Raw genomic sequence first — 17192 nt, forward strand, 5'->3', positions numbered from 1 at the left:
AGGCCCCGCATGAACCGCGACAGTCGTTACCTGGAAACCGTCCTCCATCACGACATCCCCCTCACGCGGGACATGGGCCTCAAAGTGCTCGACTGGCACGATCAGCAGCTGCGCTTGTATTTGCCGCTGGACGCCAACGTCAACCACAAGAGCACCATGTTCGGCGGCAGCCTGTATTGCGGCGCGGTACTGGCCGGCTGGGGCTGGCTGCATTTGCGACTGAAAGAAGAAGGGATTGAAGACGGGCACATCGTGATTCAGGAAGGGCAGATCAGCTACCCGCTCCCTGTGACCGGCGATGCGAACGCCATTTGCCAGGCGCCGAGTGCAGCGGTGTGGAAGAAATTCCTGACCATGTACCAGCGTTACGGCCGGGCGCGTTTGACACTGCATACCCGGGTCGTGAATGCGGGAAGCGAGGAAGATGCCGTGACGTTCACCGGGCAGTACGTGCTGCACCGCTGAACGTGAGGACGATGCAAAACCCTGTGGCGAGGGCGCTTGCTCCCTCGCCACAGATCTAAGAAAACGTCAGGAGCGGGCCAGCTCGAGCAATTTCTCCCGCCACGCCGCCTTCGCCGGCAGTGCCAAAAAGAACTCATTCAACAACGATTCCCGGGCCGGATAGCTGAAAGGCGCACCGCTCAGCTCCAGCACCTCGCCACCCGCCCCTTCCAGCACGCCTTGCGCTGCGGCCGTGTCCCACTGCGAGGTGGGTGCCAGGCGCGGATAACAATCCGCCGCCCCTTCGGCCAACAGACAAAATTTCAATGAACTGCCGATATTGGCCAGTTCCAACTCACCCAGACTGGCGCTCAACCCGGCCAGCAAACGTTCTTGCTCAGGGCTGGAATGGCGACGGCTGGCGACCACTGTGAACGGGGCACCCGCCGGCGGCACTTCGCGAACCTGAATCGGCAGCGGCGCTTCGCCCCTGTCACCACGCCACGCCCCCCATCCGGCACCGCCCACGTAAAAGCGCCCATTGGTCGGCATCGACACCACGCCAAACACCACACGGCCCTGCTCGATCAGGGCGATGTTGACCGTGAACTCTTCACTGCCGGAAATGAACTCTTTGGTCCCATCCAATGGGTCTACCAACCACCAGCGCTGCCACCCGGCGCGCACGCTCCGGGGGATGTTGGCGTCCTCTTCGGACAGCACCGGGATGCTCGGATCGAGTGCCGTCAGGCCGGCCAGGATCAAGTGATGGGCAGCCAGGTCGGCGGCGGTCACCGGAGAGTCGTCGGCCTTGGTCGTCACCGCCGTGCCTGTGCGCCAGAACGGCAGGATCGCTTCGCCCGCCTGCAACGCCAGTTCGACCACCGGCGCCATCAATGGATGAGAGAAATTCATGGCAGGAACACTCCGCGTTGAGTCAGCAAGTCACGGGCCAGGTACAGCGCCGCCAAGGCTCGCCCCTCAGTGAACTGTGGGTTCTGCACCAGAGTGGACAGCTCGCGCAGGTTGACCTTGCTCTGGCCCATCGGCTCCGGCTCGTCACCCTCCAGACGTTCTTCATAGAGGTCCGTGGCCAGTACCACCTGGATTTTCTGGCTCATGTAGCCGGGCGACAATGACAACTCGGTCAGATGCTCCAATTGCCGGGCACCAAAACCAGCCTCTTCCTTGAGCTCCCGCTCGGCCGCCGCCAGCACGTCTTCACCCGGCTCGATCAAGCCTTTGGGCAGTGACAGTTCATAGGCATCGGTGCCGCCGCAATACTCTTCGACCAGCACCGCATGCTCGGCGTCGAGCATCGCCACGACCATCACCGCGCCATACCCGGCGCCCTTGCCGACCAATCGCTCATAAGTGCGCTCCACGCCGTTGGAAAAGCGCAGCTTCAGTTCTTCGACACAGAACAAACGGCTGGTGGCGACTATCTCGCGGGCGAGGACGGTGGGTTTCTGGCGCATGAGCGGCTCCTGGGCAATAGCGGGTTACTATACCCGGCCTATCCTGATTGTTGTCTTCGGATACCTTTTTTACCGCTGGAGAAGTTTTTTATGCCCCTGCTGCCCTGGCACGACATCGACACCGTTCTGCTGGACATGGACGGCACGCTGCTGGATCTGCACTTCGACAACCATTTCTGGCTGGAGCACCTGCCCCAGCGTTATGCCGACTTGCACGGGGTCAGCCGGGCCATGGCCGAGCTGGAACTGCAACCGCTGTTCGAACGCAATGCCGGTCTGTTGCAGTGGTACTGCCTGGATTTCTGGAGTGCCGAACTCAAGCTGCCAGTGCGCGAATTGAAACTGGAAACCGCGCACCTGATCGCCCTGCGCCCGGATGCGGACACCTTCCTGGCGGCGATCAAACGGGCGGGTAAACGGGTGGTACTGATCACCAATGCCCACCGCGACTCCCTGTCATTGAAACTCGAAAGAATCGAACTGGCGCCCTACTTCGAACGCTTGATCAGCTCCCACGACTACGGTTTCCCCAAGGAAAACCCGCAGTTCTGGGAGGCGTTACAGGCCGACATCGACTTCGACCCGGCACGCAGCCTGTTCATCGACGACACCCTGCCGATCCTGCGCAGTGCCCGGGAATTTGGTGTGGCGCATTTACTGGCGGTGAAAGAGCCGGACAGCCGAAAGGGGCCGAAGGACACGGCAGAGTTTGCGGCGGTGGAGGATTATCGGACGCTTATCGAAGGCCTCTGAGACCGAGGCGCCGGCATCGCGGGCAAGCCACGCTCCCACAAGATTGCGTATAACGCTGTGGGAGCGTGGCTTGCCCGCGATGGCCATCACACGGGCTAAAGCCTTACTCGGGAATCCGCAACGACTGTCCCGGATAGATCTTGTTCACGTCCTTGAGCATCGGTTTGTTGGCTTCGAAGATTTTGTTGTACAGGTTGGCGTTGCCATAAACGCGCAGGGAGATGGCGCTCAGCGTGTCACCCTTCTCGACCACGACAAACTTGGCCGCCACCACGACGGGCCCGGTCACGGTAATCTGGTCTTCAACGCCGCTGACACCCGCCACGTTGCCCAGCGCCAGGAGGATTTTTTCCTTCTCTTCCTGCGTATTCGCTTCGCCGCTGGCAATGACTTTATCGCCCTCGACCTTCACCTGAATCTTCGACGTGTCGATCCCCGTCAGCGCGCTTTGCACGTGCTTGGTCAACGCTTCACTGTTGGCCTCAGCCTTGTCCGGCGTCAGCGCATCGAGGATTTTTTCACCGGCTTCTTTTAGAAAACTGAACAGGCTCATCAGGTGCTCTCCATGGGAATTAAATGTTCAGACGCAAAAGCCTAGACCATCCCTGTGGCTTGTGGATCCAACCCGACCAATGACGCCGCTTCCCCCTGGCGATAGAATCCGTACTTGCTCAACCCCCTGGAGCCGCCCTGGAGCGAAGATGGACATCAAACAACTGAAATTCCTCATCGCTCTCGACGAAACACGCCACTTCGGCCAGGCCGCCGCGCGCTGCCACATCACTCAGCCGACCCTGTCCATGCGCCTGCGCAACCTCGAAGAAGAACTCGACTTGCCGCTGGTCAATCGCGGTCAGCGCTTCGAAGGCTTCACCGCGCCCGGCGAGCGGGTGCTGGCCTGGGCGCGCACGGTTCTGGCCGCCTACGATGGCCTGTACGCCGAGGCCGCCGCCTGTCGCGGCAACCTGGTCGGTACGTTGCGCCTGGGCGTGGTGCCGTTGTCGAGTTTCGATCCACTGCCGCTGCTGCAACGCCTGCACACGCAACACCCGAACCTGCGCTTCGAACTGTCGGCGTTGAGCTCCGAGCAGATCCTCGAACAACTGGCGAATAATCGACTGGATATCGGCGTCTCTTACCTGGAACGCCTGGACAGCGAACGCTTCGAGTCGCTGACGTTCAGCGAAGCGCGCATGGGCCTGCTTTACGATCAGCGTTTTTTCTCCTTTGGCGAGTCGCCACTGACTTGGGAATCGTTGATCGAACTGCCGCTGGGGATGCTCACCAGTGGCATGCACTTTCGCCAGTCCATCGACCACAACTTCCACATCCGAGGCCTGACGCCGCAACCGTTGCTGCAAACCGACGCGGTGCATCAATTGTTACAGGCAGTGCACGGGGGTCTGTGCTGTGCCGTGATGCCGCTGGATGGCGGTTTTGAACAACTCACCGACCATCTGCGCCTGCACCCCATCGACGATGCCCAGACCCTGGCCCGACTGGGGTTGATCATGCGGCGCAGCGCCCCACGATCGGCGCTGGCGGAAGCGTGTTTTGCGATCCTGCAACAATCGCTAGCGAAGGCTTGATCGACGCCATCTATCGGTGGATCAGTAATAGCAATTAGACGTGACATGTTGTCGCGCCTAGTCTTAAAGCTGATCAAATCGTCGGTGATGCCATGAACGCCAAGCGCCCTGACTGCTCGGCGCCCGCCTCCAAAACGCCCGAGCCCGCTGCCAGCCAGACTTACAGCTACAGCAACCTTCAATACTCTGAATCGGCCAGCACAGCGTTGGCCGAGGAAGTCGCGCTGGCGATTGCCTACAACGGCATCAGCCAGGCGGTCATGCTGGTGACACCGACCGATCTTGAAGACTTCGTCGTCGGCTTCAGTCTTGGCAGCGGCATCATCCAGGACGCTGGCGAGATTTATGACCTGCAACTCAGCGGCTCGGGTTCGGCGCAATACGCGCAAGTGACCATTGCCAACCGCGCGTTCTGGAACCTCAAGCAACAGCGCCGGCAACTGGCCGGCACCAGCGGTTGCGGGCTCTGCGGCGTGGAAGCGGTCGAACAGGCATTGCCGGACCTGCAGGTGCTGCCCGGCGCACCGTTGCCGCCCGCCGAATGGCTCGACGGCCTGCGCCAGCGCATCGGTGAGTTCCAGCCGCTGGGCCAGTATTGCGGTGCGGTGCACGCTGCGGTGTTCATGAACGATCAGGGCCAATTGTTGCTGGGTCGCGAAGACATCGGCCGGCACAACGCCCTCGACAAACTGATTGGCGGCCTGATCCGTCGCAATATCCCGATCAGCGGCGGACTGGCGATTGTCACCAGCCGTTGCAGCCTCGAATTAATCCAGAAAGTGCTGCGCGCCGGCATCCAGACCCTGGTCAGCCTGTCTTCACCCACAGGCCTTGCCGTGCAATGGGCCCGTCGCCACAACCTCAATCTCATCCATTTGCCACAGAAGAATGCGCCACGGGTTTACAGCCCGGCTTTGGAGAATCAAGCGTGAGTCAACACCGTCAAGCCGACCAGACACCCGTTCCTCGCTACAAACCCTACAAAGGTCCGGCCGGTGGTTGGGGCGCGCTGATTAGCGTCGCCCAAGCCTGGTTGACCAGCGACAACGCGCTGAAAAACCTGCGCATGATGCTCAAGACCAACAAGAACGGCGGCTTCGATTGCCCCGGTTGCGCCTGGGGCGATTCGCTGGAAGGCGGCATGGTGGCGTTCTGCGAGAACGGCGCCAAAGCGGTGAACTGGGAAGCGACCAAACGGCGTGTCGATGGCAAATTCTTCGCCAGACACAGCGTCACCTCGTTGCTGGAGCAGAGCGACTACTGGCTTGAATACCAGGGCCGCCTGACTGAGCCGTTGCGCTACAACGCCGAGACCGATCGCTACCAACCCATCAGCTGGGACGATGCCTTTGCCCTGATCGCCAAGCATCTGCGCGGGCTGTCGAGCCCGGATCAAGCCGAGTTCTACACCTCGGGACGGGCCAGTAACGAAGCGGCTTTTCTCTATCAATTGTTTGTGCGCGCCTACGGCACCAACAACTTCCCCGACTGCTCGAACATGTGCCACGAGGCCAGTGGTGTCGCGTTGGCGCAGAGCGTTGGTGTCGGCAAGGGCACTGTGACCTTCGATGACTTTGAGCACGCCGATGCCATTTTCGTCTGGGGCCAGAACCCCGGCACCAACCATCCACGGATGCTCGAACCGCTGCGCGATGCGGTGAAACGTGGCGCTCAAGTGGTGTGTATCAACCCGCTCAAAGAACGGGGCCTGGAACGCTTCCAGCACCCGCAACACCCGATCGAAATGCTCACCAATGGTGACAAGCCGACCAACACCGCGTACTTCCGCCCGGCACTGGGCGGCGACATGGCGATCATGCGGGGCATGGCCAAGTTCCTGTTGCAGTGGGAGCGCGACGCGCAGAAGGCGGGTGAACCTGCCGTGTTCGATCACGATTTCCTCAATGAACACAGCGTCAACGTGCTGGATTACCTGGCCGTCATTGACGATACCCCGTGGGAGCAGATCGTCGAGCAGTCCGGCCTGCCCTTGGTGGAAATCGAGCAAGCCGCGCGCATGTACGCCAAAGGCAAGAACGTCATCATGTGCTGGGCCATGGGCATCACCCAGCATCGCCATTCGGTGGCGACCATCCAGGAAATCGCCAACCTGATGCTGCTGCGCGGCAACATCGGGCGTCCGGGCGCGGGCCTGTGCCCGGTGCGTGGCCACAGTAACGTACAGGGCGATCGGACCATGGGCATCAACGAGCGCCCGCCGGTGGCGTTCCTCGATGCGCTGGAGCGTCGTTTCCCATTCAAAGTGCCACGTGAAAACGGTCACAACGTGGTCGAGGCGATTCACGCCATGGCTGAAGGCCGCGCCAAAGTGTTCATGGCGCTGGGCGGCAACTTCGCTCAAGCCACCCCCGACAGCCCAAGGACCTTCCAGGCCCTGAGCAATTGTGACCTGACCGTACAAATCAGCACCAAGCTCAATCGCAGCCATCTGGCCCACGGCAAGGACGCGCTGATCTTGCCGTGCCTGGGCCGGACCGATATCGACCGACAAACCGAAGGCCCCCAAGCGGTGACCGTCGAAGACTCGTTCAGCATGGTCCACGCCTCCAACGGCCAATTGGAGCCGCTGTCGAACCAGATGCGTTCGGAGCCGGCGATTTTGGCCGGCATTGCGGCAGCCACACTGGGCAACTACCCGGTGGGCTGGAACTGGCTGGTGGCCGACTACAGGCGCATCCGCGACCTGATTGCCGACACCATCCCCGGCTTCAAGGACTTCAACGAGAAAATCAAGAATCCAGGGGGGTTCTACCTCGGCAACAGCGCCGGTGCGCGCAAGTGGAACACCCCGTCAGGCCGGGCCAACTTCCGCCCGAACGTTTTGCCCAAGGACCTGGTGCACGAGCGCACCCGCGCCACCGGCGTACGGCCGGACCTGATCCTGCAATCGATGCGCTCCCACGATCAGTACAACACCACGATCTACGGGCTCAATGACCGCTATCGCGGGGTCAAAGGCCAGCGTGACGTGTTGTTCGTCAACGAAGCCGACATCATTCGCCTGGGCTTCAAGCCAGGGCAGAAGGCGGACATCGTATCGATCTGGGATGACGGCCTGGAGCGTCGGGTGAAAGGCTTCACGCTGCTGGCGTTTGATATCCCGGCCGGGCAGGCAGCGGCCTACTATCCGGAGGTAAACCCGTTGGTGCCGCTGGAAAGCACCGGGGATGGCAGCCATACGCCAACGTCGAAGTTCGTCGCCATCCGCCTGGAAGCGGCGAGCGAGACCGGGTTGATCATGGCCAGGTCGGCTTAAGCGGCGGCAGGTCGAGCCCCATCGCGGGCAAGCCACGCTCCCACAGGGTTTGAGTTATATGCATTTCCCATGTACGACTTAAATACTGTGGGAGCGTGGCTTGCCCGCGATGGCGTCCGACATGGCAACACATGATGAGATGATTCGACACTTTCCCATCGCCCACAAAAAAGGCCGTTTTTGCGTAAAAACGGCCTTTGCCAAGTAGCAACAGACCGGCCAAAAACCGTTAAGTTCCGCCGAAAAAACAGCAACTTATAGAAATGTGCGCAAGTCGTGTTACTCGTCGGATTTCGATTGTCACACTTATGACACAGCCTCAGGATCGCGCCGTCATCCCCTTGAGGTTCCTCTATGAAGTTCTCCTCGATTCTCTTGTTGTCCCTTGGCCTGGTCAGTGGCTTCGCCTCCGCTGGCGGCACCACCGAAGCAGGTGTGGGCGGCGCATTGGGCGGGGTTCTGGGCTCAGTCGTCGGTCAGTCGTTAGGCGGCAATACGGGTTCCACCATTGGCGCGGCCCTGGGTGGCGCGGGTGGTAGCGCAGTCGGCGCAAACAAACACAGCCGCGGTGAAGCCGCCATTGGTGGTGCGCTGGGCGCAGCAGGCGGTAACGTGGTCGGCCGCAGCATGGGCGGCACCACCGGCAGCCTGATCGGCTCCGCAGCAGGCGGCGGCGCGGGTGGCGCGCTGGGTAACTACATGGGCAACAAGAGCAACGAGGAAGACGATCGTCGCTCCTATCGTGGCCATGATGATCGTCGTTACTACCGTGACGGCCACCCTGGTCGCGGCCATGCCTACGGTCATCGCAAGCACCACAGGTACTATCGCGACTGAGGCCTGGATCGCCTCGTCAGCCGGTACTTCAAAAAATCGCAGCCCACGGGCTGCGATTTTTTTGCCCGTCTAAACCACCAGGCGCTCCAGCGCTGCGCGCAACTGCCCGGGAATCGCCACCGGCTGATTTGACGCACGATCCACAAACACGTGCACGAAGCGCCCCGCCGCACAGGCTTCATCCTCCCCGGCCTTGAACACTGCCAACTCATACTGCACCGAACTGTTGCCCAACTTGCCTACCCGCAAACCGATCTCGATGCGGTCCGGGAAAGCGACGGAAGCAAAGTAATCACAGGCCGAACTCACCACGAAGCCCACCACCTCGCCATCGTGGATGTCCAGCCCCCCGACCTCAATCAGGTAGGTGTTCACCGCCGTATCGAAGAAGCTGTAGTAGGTCACGTTGTTCACGTGCCCGTAGGCATCGTTGTCGTGCCAGCGCGTGGTGATGGGTTGGAAATGCGGGTAATCGGAGCGTTGAGGCATCAGCGTGGGTTCCTGGAGTCGGGCTGCCAGTCTACGTCGAAAACCGTGTCACGAAGCATCGTCGGGGGACACCGCGCTTGCCAGGTGCTGTTCAGCCCACCCACGTACCTCGGCGTATGGATAATCCTCAAGCACCGCAAACCCCGAGATCGCCCGCGCCTTGAGTTTGGTGAACAGCGGCACGCTGATCCCGCACAGAAACCGCGTCACCCGCTCCGCCGATGGCACGCCGCCCGTGTGCTGTTGATGCCTGTGGATAAAGTCCCCACACAAGGCCTCGAAGTTTTTATCCACAAGCGCCGGCAATGGCGGTGGCTCCGGCAATCGCGCCACCTGCCCGTGACACACCGAGCAATGTCCGCATTGCGTGGGGGCGTTGGTGTCGCCGAAATACTCGGCCAGGCGATAGCCCAGGCAATGCTCGGTAGCGAACAGGTCCAGCATGGCGTGAATCCGCGCGATTTCGGTTTGTTCATGCCGGGTGAAATACCCGTGCAGCTCTTCACTCAACGCGACGCTATCGAAACCGGTTTGCAGCAGGCTGTAGACCTCGGTCATCTGCTTGCTTTCCAGCTCGACCCAACCCTTCTCCTGGAAGTAATCGAGCGCCTTGACCACACGGCTGCGCTCGGCCTGATGCTGCTGATACAGCGCCTCGAAATTCACCGTGGCCCAGGTCCGTGCGCGGCTGGAGGTCTGGATGATCGCTTCGACGAAATCCCTGCGCTCGCCCTCGAAACGCGTCAGCAACGCCTCGGGCTCCAGCAAATACTTGAATCGGTATTCAGCGTAGTAGGCGTAACGCGGGGCGATCAGGCCACGCAGTTCCAGTTGCACCAGCAAGGTCTTGAGTGGCAGTTGGCGAATGTTGCTCTGATCCGCCAAAGGCCCCAGCAAAAACTCCCATTGCCCCTCGGGCGCGGCGGCCTGCATTTCGTCGAGCACGCGGCGGATGCCGTCCAGCTCCGGGGTGTCGCCATAGACGAAGTTTTCCAGCACGTTAAGGCTGTCGCGGTTGGCCAGGACCAGACAGTCGGATGGCTGTCCGTCACGCCCGGCACGGCCGATTTCCTGGCTGTAGTTTTCGATGGATTTGGGCAGATCGAAATGCACCACGTTGCGGATGTCACTCTTGTCGATGCCCATGCCGAACGCGATGGTGGCGACGATGCAATTGGACTGCCCGCCCATGAAGCGCTTCTGGATCGCTTCGCGTTGTTCATGGGGCAACCCGGCGTGATAGGCCTCGGCCTGAATGCCGTTGCGGCTCAGGTGCTCGGCGATCTGTTCGGCGGTTTTCTGCAGGGTAACGTAGACGATGCTCGGCTGGTCGGGACGCTGGTTCATCCACTCGACAAGACGTCGGCGCTTGTCCTGCCCGCGCACCGGTTCCACCAGCAGATTGAGGTTCGGCCGATAGAAACCGGTGGTCACCACGTCGTCGGGGGCGATGGCGAATTTGGCCTGCATGTCGGCGATCACCTTGGGCGTCGCTGTCGCCGTCAGTAGCAATACCTGAGGAATGTTGAACTGGCGCTGATAGTCGGGAAGCTTGAGGTAGTCGGGGCGGAAGTTGTGGCCCCACTCCGAGATGCAATGCGCCTCGTCCACCACCAGCAGCGAGATCGGCACCTGCTGCAAGAAGTTGCGAAAGCGCTCGTTTTTCAGGCGCTCCACCGAGATCATCAAAATCTTTAATTCGCCGGACTTGGCGCGGGCCATGACATCGCTGGCGTCATCGCGGCTCTGGGCCGAATCGATACTGCCCGCGGCAATGCCGTGGCGCTGCAGGAACGCCAGTTGATCCTGCATCAACGCCAGTAACGGCGAGACCACCAGCGTCAGGTGTGGCAGCAAGACGGCCGAAAGCTGATAGCACAGGGACTTGCCAGAGCCCGTGGGGAAAATCGCCGCCGCCGAGCGCCCCGCCAGCACCGCGCTGACCGCCGCCTCCTGGCCGGGCCGAAACTGTGGATAACCGAAAACCTGTTCCAGGGTGTTGTGCATAAGCTGTCACTCCGTTGACCGCTGCGAAGTGCAAAGCCTAGTCGGCGATGGCAGCGAGTCGAGAAAAGGTCGGGGGGCAAAACGATTCGGGATGATACAGCGGATGGTTCGGCAGAATCGCAAGGCTTATGGAATGGAGCGACTGTCAGGGCGCCATCGCGAGCAAGCTCGCTCCCACAAGGATCCCCGCCGTTCACAAAATTGAGGACGATGCTAAACCTGTGGGAGCGGGCTTGCCCGCGAAGAGGCGGCCCATTCACTACAAAACTCGAAACACCCTACCGTTTCTGAAGCACCCTTTACCGAGCATTTCGACGCGTCGACTGATAAAGCCGTAGGTATTTTTACCACTGCCAGTTTCAGGGTAAAAAACCGCCATCAACTCGTAGGCTTCTTCCTCAAAAGCCAGTAAAGACCCTACAAAACCTGTCCATCTCAGCCGTCTTGTGGCACCGCCTCACGCCCTTCTATAGTTTGCGGCGCGGCTGAAAACAGTGTCTCGGCCTGCCGGGCACACTTGCCGACTTCGTACAGGACTGACCTTGATGAACAACCCCGAATCACTCAACGACCGCTATCGCCCGCTCAAAACCCGCTACAGCGATACTCCGGTACTGGTGATCGACACCGAAGCCGATCCGGTCGAGATCCTCGACGCCGCCCACCAACGCATCCGCGCCGCCAGCAACCTGTTGGAAACCCTGTACTGCCTGTGCTTCAAAGAGGCCGACACCAGCGACATCCCCAATATCGTCAGCGCGCTGTACCTGCTGACCCAGGACGGCAACGACCTGCTCGACATCGCCCGGCAACGCCTGCTCAACTGGAAAGCGCCAGCCTAAAGTCGAGTGAACAGATCGTTCCCACTTTCTACGTGAGAACAATCAAACAACCGGCACAATTGAATAGATGAAAGTCCATTGAGTCTGATCGGCGTTGCCCTAAAGTCAACCAGTGGCGCACATCAACAATGATTTTCATTGGGACTCCAAACTTCACTCGTCGAGCCAAAGAGTTACTGGATGACGATGCCTATATCGCGTTGCAGAAGCTGCGGGTGTTGAACCCTTCGGCTGGCGACGTTATTGAAGGAACAGGAGGGATCCGCAAAGGGACACGGAAAACGAGGTGGAGCTCGAGTGATTTATTACCATTTTGTCTCGGCGACGCCTATCGCTGCTTTCAACCGCAAGGGTTTGATGTCTTCTTCAAGCGCAGGGCGAAGGGGCGTGGCGACAAAGTCCCACTGACTATCGGAATGCTTTACCAAGCGATCAAGGCCCAGCGGTGGGATACACCAGAATTGGAGGGCATAGGGCCAAACGCATAAGTGCCATTATTCTGGTCGTTGAGCGCCCATTTGGCTTGAATAATGGCAGTTACGTTTTCTGCCGGCCTGAATCACGCCCATAAAAAAACCGCCCCGAAAGGCGGTTTTCTCATGGCATCAAACCAACGCTTACAACTGAGGACCGGCAGCCTTGATCGCGTCGCTCACGTCGAACTTCTTGAAGTTCTCGATGAACAGGCCAGCCAGTGCTTTGGCGGCTTCGTCGTAGGCGGCTTTGTCAGCCCAGGTGTTGCGTGGGTTCAGCAGGCCAGTCTCAACGCCCGGTACGGCCAGTGGCACGTCGAGGTTGATGGTGTCCAGGTGCTCGGTCTCGGTACCGATCAGCGCGCCGCTCTGGATCGCTGCGATCACCGCACGGGTGGTCGGGATGTTGAAGCGCTTGCCGACGCCGTAGCCGCCACCGGTCCAGCCGGTGTTGACCAGGTAAACCTTGGAGCCGAAGCCGCGGATGCGCTTGATCAGCAGTTCTGCGTATTCGCCAGCCGGACGCGGGAAGAACGGTGCGCCGAAGCAGGTGGAGAAGGTCGACTTGATGCCGCTGCCCGAACCCATTTCAGTCGAACCCACCAGCGCGGTGTAGCCGGACAGGAAGTGGTAGGCCGCTTGCTCTTCGTTGAGGATCGACACTGGCGGCAGCACGCCGGTCAGGTCGCAGGTCAGGAAGATGACAGCGTTCGGCTCGCCACCGAGGTTTTTCTCGGAGCGCTTGGCAACGTGCTCCAGCGGGTAAGCGGCGCGGCTGTTCTGGGTCAGGCTGACATCGGCGTAGTCGGCGTGCTTGGCGTCATCGATGACGACGTTTTCCAGCACTGCGCCGTGCTTGATGGCTTTCCAGATGACCGGCTCGTTCTTCTCGGACAGGTCGATGCACTTGGCATAGCAACCGCCTTCGATGTTGAACACCACGCCCTCGCCCCAACCGTGCTCGTCGTCACCGATCAGGTAACGGCTTTCGTCGGCGGACAGGGTGGTTTTACCGGTGCCGGACAGACCGAAGAACAGGGTCACGTCGCCCTCTTCGCCGATGTTGGCGGCGCAGTGCATTGGCAGCACGTCGGCGGCCGGCAGCAGGAAGTTCTGCACCGAGAACATGGCTTTCTTCATTTCACCGGCGTAGCGCATGCCAGCGATCAGCACTTTCTTCTGTGCGAAGTTGAGGATCACGCAACCATCGGAGTTGGTGCCGTCACGCTCTGGAACGCATTCGAAGTTGGCAACGTTGAGCACTTGCCACTCATCACGGCCAGCCGGGTTGTACTGGGCCGGGTTGATGAACAGGCAGCGGCCGAACAGGTTCTGCCAGGCAGTCTGGGTGGTCATCTTCACGGCCAGGTAGTGGTCGGAAGCCGCACCTACATGCACGTGGGAAACGAAATGCTCTTGCGCGTTGTTGAACGCCTCTACGCGATCCCACAGGGCGTCGAACTTGTCGGCCGGGAACTTGCGGTTGATCGGGCCCCAGGCGATGGCGTCTGTGGTGGTCGGCTCATCAACGATGAAACGATCGACTGGCGAACGGCCGGTACGGTGACCGGTACGAACAACCAGTGCGCCGGTATCGGCAAGCTCGCCTTCACCGCGGTTGAGGGCTTCTTTAACCAGATCATCAACACTCAGATCGGTGTACACGGCGTTATTGGCTTGCGTCATGAGGTTCCCCGTCGGCCAGTGGCCGAGTGCTCCAAACGTTTTGTAGTAGAAAGTCGCGCACTACTACCGCGAAAAAAGTGGGCCGGATTATGCCAGAAAAGCCCAAAAATAGTAGGGCCCTCCCGTCGTAACGGCGTTATTCCGGCACAAACCAGTGAATTTACCTGCGCTGAACCGTTTTAGTGACGGGTATCTGACGGCGTCTCGACGCCCGCTCCAGCAAACAATTGAGTGACATCGGCGGCATCAAACAGGTACTGCTGGTTGCAGAACTGGCAGTCGATCTCGATTTTTCCACCGTGTTCAATCACCAGGTTCTGCGCGTCTTCCATACCCAGACTGACCAGGGCATTGGCCGAACGTTCGCGCGAACAGCTGCAACGGAAGCGCAGTCTCTGCACATCGAACAGACGCACCTGCTCTTCATGGTAGAGGCGATGCAGCACGGTTTCGTTGTCCAGACTCAGCAGTTCATCGGCGGTCAGGGTGGTGGCCAGCGCGGTGAGGTGCTGCCAGCTGGCGGCGCGTTCTTCTTCGTCCTTCAAACGGTCGGCGGGCAGTTGTTGCAGCAACAGGCCACGCGCGTGGCGGCCATCGGCGCATAGCTTGATGCGGGTGCCAATCTGCTGCGACATGACGAAGTAGTTGGTGAAGCAGTCGGACAACGTTTCGCCATCCAGATCGACGACGCCCTGATAGCGCTGGCCCTGGTTAGGGTCAATGGTCAGGGTCAGCGAGCCGTCCGGCATCAAGTCGGCCAAGGTAGCGTCGGGGGCAATCCGGTCCGCCTCGTAACGTGCCAGGCCACGAATGTCGCGCTCACTGGAGCACTCGATCATCAGCAGCGGGATCGGACCTTCGGAACGGGCTTGAAGGATCAGCAACCCATCGAACTTCAATGTGCCGACCAGCAACGCCGCAGCCGCCATCAGCTCGCCGAGCAGTTGCGCGACCGGCTCCGGATAGGCGTGTTTGGCCAAGACTTCAGCGTAGCTGAGCTCTAGCGAAACCATCTCGCCACGGGTGTCGCTGTCATCGAAGATGAAGCGTTGGGTGAAGTCGTTATCCGGTAAGTCGGTCATAAGTCTGGTATCTGAAGTGGTGACAAAAAGGGTGACAGAGTTCGAGGTTACGCCTTGGCTATAGCGTATTGCAGCCTGGTATTGGGTTAGAGGGCGCTGTGCGCTTTACGACCAATGGCTCATGTACGGTAGGCCAATTACCTCATATGGCTACACGCAGGCGCAAATACAAGTCTTGGCCTGATTGATGTGATCGGTGGCTTCGGTCAATCAATCGTTGCTGCTGCCACGAAACTTGAACAGATCACGCCGTTGTTTCTTGCTCGGCTTGCCATCAGTACTCACCCCCAAAGCCCCCGCCTTGCGCTGCGCCGCCGCGTTTTCGCGCTTGGCGATACTGGCCTCGGTTTCGGCGTACAGCGTTTGTGCCTCCGGCGCGCCACGGCGCACGATCGACAGCGCCTGGACCACCACGGTGCGCTCCTCGAAACCGGTACGAATCACAAATTCATCGCCAATGCGCGGTTCCTTGCCCGGTTTGCAACGCTCACCCCGGCAATGCACCTTGCCGCTTTCAATCGCTGCCTTGGCCAAGGCACGCGTCTTGTAAAAACGCGCGGCCCATAACCATTTATCGAGGCGGACTTTGTCGTCCTCTTCGTTTTTTTGTGCCATGGGATTTCCTCATACTGAAATATTGGTGAACTGTACTACCGTTTCTGTCGTACCAAGAATTACCTCGTCTCGGATTACAATGCAGGCATTCCAGAACCTCCCTGAAGGGCTGGAAATCCGGGCCGTAGATATCTGTCGCCTTTTAATCATTATTCTGCGTGAATACCGCGAATCGGGCCGCGTGCGGCCCAGCGGTTACTACCGGTTGAGCACCTTTGAAGACATTTGACCATTTGACCGTCGTCGGTCTGCGCGAGTGGGTGGCGCTCCCGGATTTGGGAGTCGCGGGCCTTCGGGCAAAAATCGACACCGGCGCCAGCACCTCCAGCCTGCATGCCACCGACATCGAGACCTTCGAGCGCGACGGTGAGCAGTGGGTGCGCTTCACGGCGCACCTGGGCACGGTGGTGCAATTGCGTCACCGTCGTTGCGAAGCGCCGCTGGTGACGATGAAAACCATTAAAAGCTCTAACGGTCACGCGCAGGTGCGATACGTGATCAGCACCACCCTGGCGCTCGGTGATCGGGTCTGGCGAGTCCAGTTCACGCTCGCTTGTCGCAAATCCATGCGTTATCGCCTGTTACTCGGTTCCAAAGCCCTGATCGATGGCCAGTTGGTGGTCAATCCGGGCATTAAATATGTACAAGACAAGCCGGTGTTCCCGGTATCTACCTCCTCCACAGGTGTTGCATGAAGATCGCTGTGCTGTCGCGGAACCCGCGTCTGTATTCCACCCGCCGCCTGGTCGAAGCCGGTACCGAACGCGGCCATGAAATGGTGGTAGTCGACACCCTGCGCGCCTACATGAACATTGCCAGCCACAAACCGCAGATCCACTACCGCGGCAAACCGCTGGAAGGTTTCGATGCCGTGATCCCTCGCATTGGTGCGTCGGTCACGTTTTATGGTTGCGCAGTGTTGCGCCAGTTCGAAATGATGGGGGTTTTTCCGCTTAACGAATCGGTGGCCATCGCCCGCTCGCGGGACAAACTGCGTTCTCTGCAATTGCTGTCGCGCCGGGGCATCGGTTTGCCGGTGACCGGGTTTGCCCACTCGCCGGACGATATTCCCGACCTGATCGCGATGGTCAACGGCGCGCCGCTGGTGATCAAGGTACTGGAAGGTACCCAGGGCATCGGCGTGGTGCTGTGCGAAACCGCCACGGCGGCAGAATCAGTGATCGAGGCGTTCATGGGCCTCAAGCAAAACATCATGGTTCAGGAGTACATCAAGGAGGCCGGCGGCGCCGACATTCGCTGCTTCGTGGTGGGCGACAAGGTGATTGCCGCCATGAAGCGCCAGGCCAAGCCGGGTGAGTTTCGCTCCAACCTGCATCGCGGCGGCAGCGCCAGCCTCATCAAGATCACCCCGGAGGAGCGCATGACGGCGTTACGGGCGGCTAAGGTCATGGGACTGGCGGTGGCGGGTGTGGATATCCTGCGCTCCAATCACGGGCCGCTGGTGATGGAAGTGAACTCATCGCCGGGCCTGGAAGGGATCGAGACCACCACCGGCAAGAACGTGGCGGGGATCATCATTGAGCATCTGGAGAAGAATGGCGGGCCGAATATGACGCGGACCAAAGGGAAAGGCTGATCTTAGAGGCTTGTGGCGGCTGG

At 60.1% G+C, this 17192-nt stretch carries 17 protein-coding genes and 2 pseudogenes; 11 read left to right on the top strand and 8 right to left on the bottom strand.

Going from position 1 to position 17192, the window contains the following annotated elements:
* The first annotated feature begins 9 nt into the window (after window positions 1-9).
* Window positions 10-465, top strand: a complete 456-nt coding sequence (locus BLV61_RS13985; protein WP_047536259.1) for a YiiD C-terminal domain-containing protein — start codon at window positions 10-12, stop codon at window positions 463-465.
* Between the two features lie 66 nt (window positions 466-531).
* Here BLV61_RS13985 and cysQ read toward each other — a convergent pair whose 3' ends face one another.
* On the bottom strand, window positions 532-1359 hold the full coding sequence (gene cysQ, locus BLV61_RS13990; RefSeq protein WP_090465818.1) for a 3'(2'),5'-bisphosphate nucleotidase CysQ: 828 nt from the start codon (window positions 1357-1359) through the stop codon (window positions 532-534).
* Complete coding sequence (gene nudE / locus BLV61_RS13995; RefSeq protein WP_090465821.1) at window positions 1356-1922, bottom strand: ADP compounds hydrolase NudE; 567 nt, start codon at window positions 1920-1922, stop codon at window positions 1356-1358. Before nudE ends, cysQ begins: the two co-directional genes overlap by 4 nt.
* Window positions 1923-2012: 90 nt before the next feature.
* On the opposite strand from nudE, the gene yrfG reads away from it, so the two are divergent.
* Complete coding sequence (yrfG, locus tag BLV61_RS14000) at window positions 2013-2675, top strand: GMP/IMP nucleotidase (RefSeq protein WP_090465823.1); 663 nt, start codon at window positions 2013-2015, stop codon at window positions 2673-2675.
* Window positions 2676-2778: 103 nt separating this feature from the next.
* Here yrfG and lysM read toward each other — a convergent pair whose 3' ends face one another.
* Window positions 2779-3228 carry a peptidoglycan-binding protein LysM gene (gene lysM, locus BLV61_RS14005; RefSeq protein WP_047536253.1) on the bottom strand — a complete coding sequence of 150 codons (450 nt, stop codon included), beginning with the start codon at window positions 3226-3228 and terminating at the stop codon, window positions 2779-2781.
* Window positions 3229-3376: 148 nt separating this feature from the next.
* On the opposite strand from lysM, the gene BLV61_RS14010 reads away from it, so the two are divergent.
* The 4 genes from BLV61_RS14010 to BLV61_RS14025 all read left to right on the top strand — a co-directional run bounded on the left by BLV61_RS14010 (window position 3377) and on the right by BLV61_RS14025 (window position 8378).
* Window positions 3377-4264: a LysR family transcriptional regulator gene (locus BLV61_RS14010; RefSeq protein ID WP_047536251.1), complete on the top strand. Its 888-nt coding sequence runs from the start codon at window positions 3377-3379 to the stop codon at window positions 4262-4264.
* Window positions 4265-4356: 92 nt separating this feature from the next.
* Window positions 4357-5196 (top strand): formate dehydrogenase accessory sulfurtransferase FdhD, encoded by an 840-nt coding sequence (fdhD, locus tag BLV61_RS14015; RefSeq protein WP_047536250.1) that lies wholly within the window; start codon window positions 4357-4359, stop codon window positions 5194-5196.
* A complete protein-coding gene (locus tag BLV61_RS14020) occupies window positions 5193-7541 on the top strand; it encodes an FdhF/YdeP family oxidoreductase (RefSeq protein WP_047536249.1) in 2349 nt (782 codons plus the stop codon). Before fdhD ends, BLV61_RS14020 begins: the two co-directional genes overlap by 4 nt.
* 354 nt (window positions 7542-7895) lie before the next feature.
* Window positions 7896-8378, top strand: coding sequence for a glycine zipper domain-containing protein (locus tag BLV61_RS14025; protein ID WP_047536248.1), 483 nt, complete (start codon window positions 7896-7898; stop codon window positions 8376-8378).
* A 69-nt stretch (window positions 8379-8447) separates the two neighbouring features.
* On the opposite strand, the gene BLV61_RS14030 is transcribed toward BLV61_RS14025, so the two are convergent.
* Together BLV61_RS14030 and BLV61_RS14035 are read right to left on the bottom strand one after the other, a co-directional pair.
* On the bottom strand, window positions 8448-8867 hold the full coding sequence (locus tag BLV61_RS14030) for an acyl-CoA thioesterase (protein WP_047536247.1): 420 nt from the start codon (window positions 8865-8867) through the stop codon (window positions 8448-8450).
* 48 nt (window positions 8868-8915) lie between these two features.
* Window positions 8916-10874 (bottom strand): RecQ family ATP-dependent DNA helicase, encoded by a 1959-nt coding sequence (locus tag BLV61_RS14035; protein WP_090465827.1) that lies wholly within the window; start codon window positions 10872-10874, stop codon window positions 8916-8918.
* A 545-nt stretch (window positions 10875-11419) separates the two neighbouring features.
* Here BLV61_RS14035 and BLV61_RS14040 point away from each other — a divergent pair.
* The 3 genes and pseudogenes from BLV61_RS14040 to BLV61_RS32115 form a co-directional block, all read left to right on the top strand.
* Complete coding sequence (locus BLV61_RS14040; RefSeq protein ID WP_047536244.1) at window positions 11420-11716, top strand: hypothetical protein; 297 nt, start codon at window positions 11420-11422, stop codon at window positions 11714-11716.
* Window positions 11717-11844: 128 nt separating this feature from the next.
* Window positions 11845-12049 (top strand): annotated as a pseudogene (locus BLV61_RS31620) (type II toxin-antitoxin system RelE/ParE family toxin); the annotation flags it as partial.
* A pseudogene (locus BLV61_RS32115) lies at window positions 12040-12204 on the top strand (DUF1493 family protein); the annotation flags it as partial. The pseudogenes BLV61_RS31620 and BLV61_RS32115, both read left to right, overlap by 10 nt.
* Window positions 12205-12333: 129 nt before the next feature.
* On the opposite strand, the gene BLV61_RS14050 reads toward BLV61_RS32115, so the two are convergent.
* The 3 genes from BLV61_RS14050 to BLV61_RS14065 all read right to left on the bottom strand — a co-directional run bounded on the left by BLV61_RS14050 (window position 12334) and on the right by BLV61_RS14065 (window position 15572).
* A complete protein-coding gene (locus BLV61_RS14050) occupies window positions 12334-13875 on the bottom strand; it encodes a phosphoenolpyruvate carboxykinase (RefSeq protein WP_090465831.1) in 1542 nt (513 codons plus the stop codon).
* Window positions 13876-14054: 179 nt separating this feature from the next.
* Window positions 14055-14957: an Hsp33 family molecular chaperone HslO gene (gene hslO, locus BLV61_RS14060; RefSeq protein WP_047536240.1), complete on the bottom strand. Its 903-nt coding sequence runs from the start codon at window positions 14955-14957 to the stop codon at window positions 14055-14057.
* Between the two features lie 210 nt (window positions 14958-15167).
* Window positions 15168-15572 carry an RNA-binding S4 domain-containing protein gene (locus tag BLV61_RS14065; RefSeq protein ID WP_047536239.1) on the bottom strand — a complete coding sequence of 135 codons (405 nt, stop codon included), beginning with the start codon at window positions 15570-15572 and terminating at the stop codon, window positions 15168-15170.
* Window positions 15573-15787: 215 nt separating this feature from the next.
* On the opposite strand from BLV61_RS14065, the gene rimB reads away from it, so the two are divergent.
* Both rimB and rimK read left to right on the top strand, forming a co-directional pair.
* A complete protein-coding gene (rimB, locus tag BLV61_RS14070) occupies window positions 15788-16267 on the top strand; it encodes a retropepsin-like aspartic endopeptidase RimB (protein WP_047536237.1) in 480 nt (159 codons plus the stop codon).
* Entirely contained in the window at window positions 16264-17169 is a 906-nt protein-coding gene (gene rimK / locus BLV61_RS14075) for a 30S ribosomal protein S6--L-glutamate ligase (protein ID WP_034148478.1), read from the top strand. Before rimB ends, rimK begins: the two co-directional genes overlap by 4 nt.
* The last annotated feature ends 23 nt before the right edge of the window (window positions 17170-17192 follow it).

This window comes from Pseudomonas mohnii, assembly GCF_900105115.1.
In the GTDB taxonomy this organism is placed as follows: Bacteria; Pseudomonadota; Gammaproteobacteria; order Pseudomonadales; family Pseudomonadaceae; genus Aquipseudomonas; species Aquipseudomonas mohnii.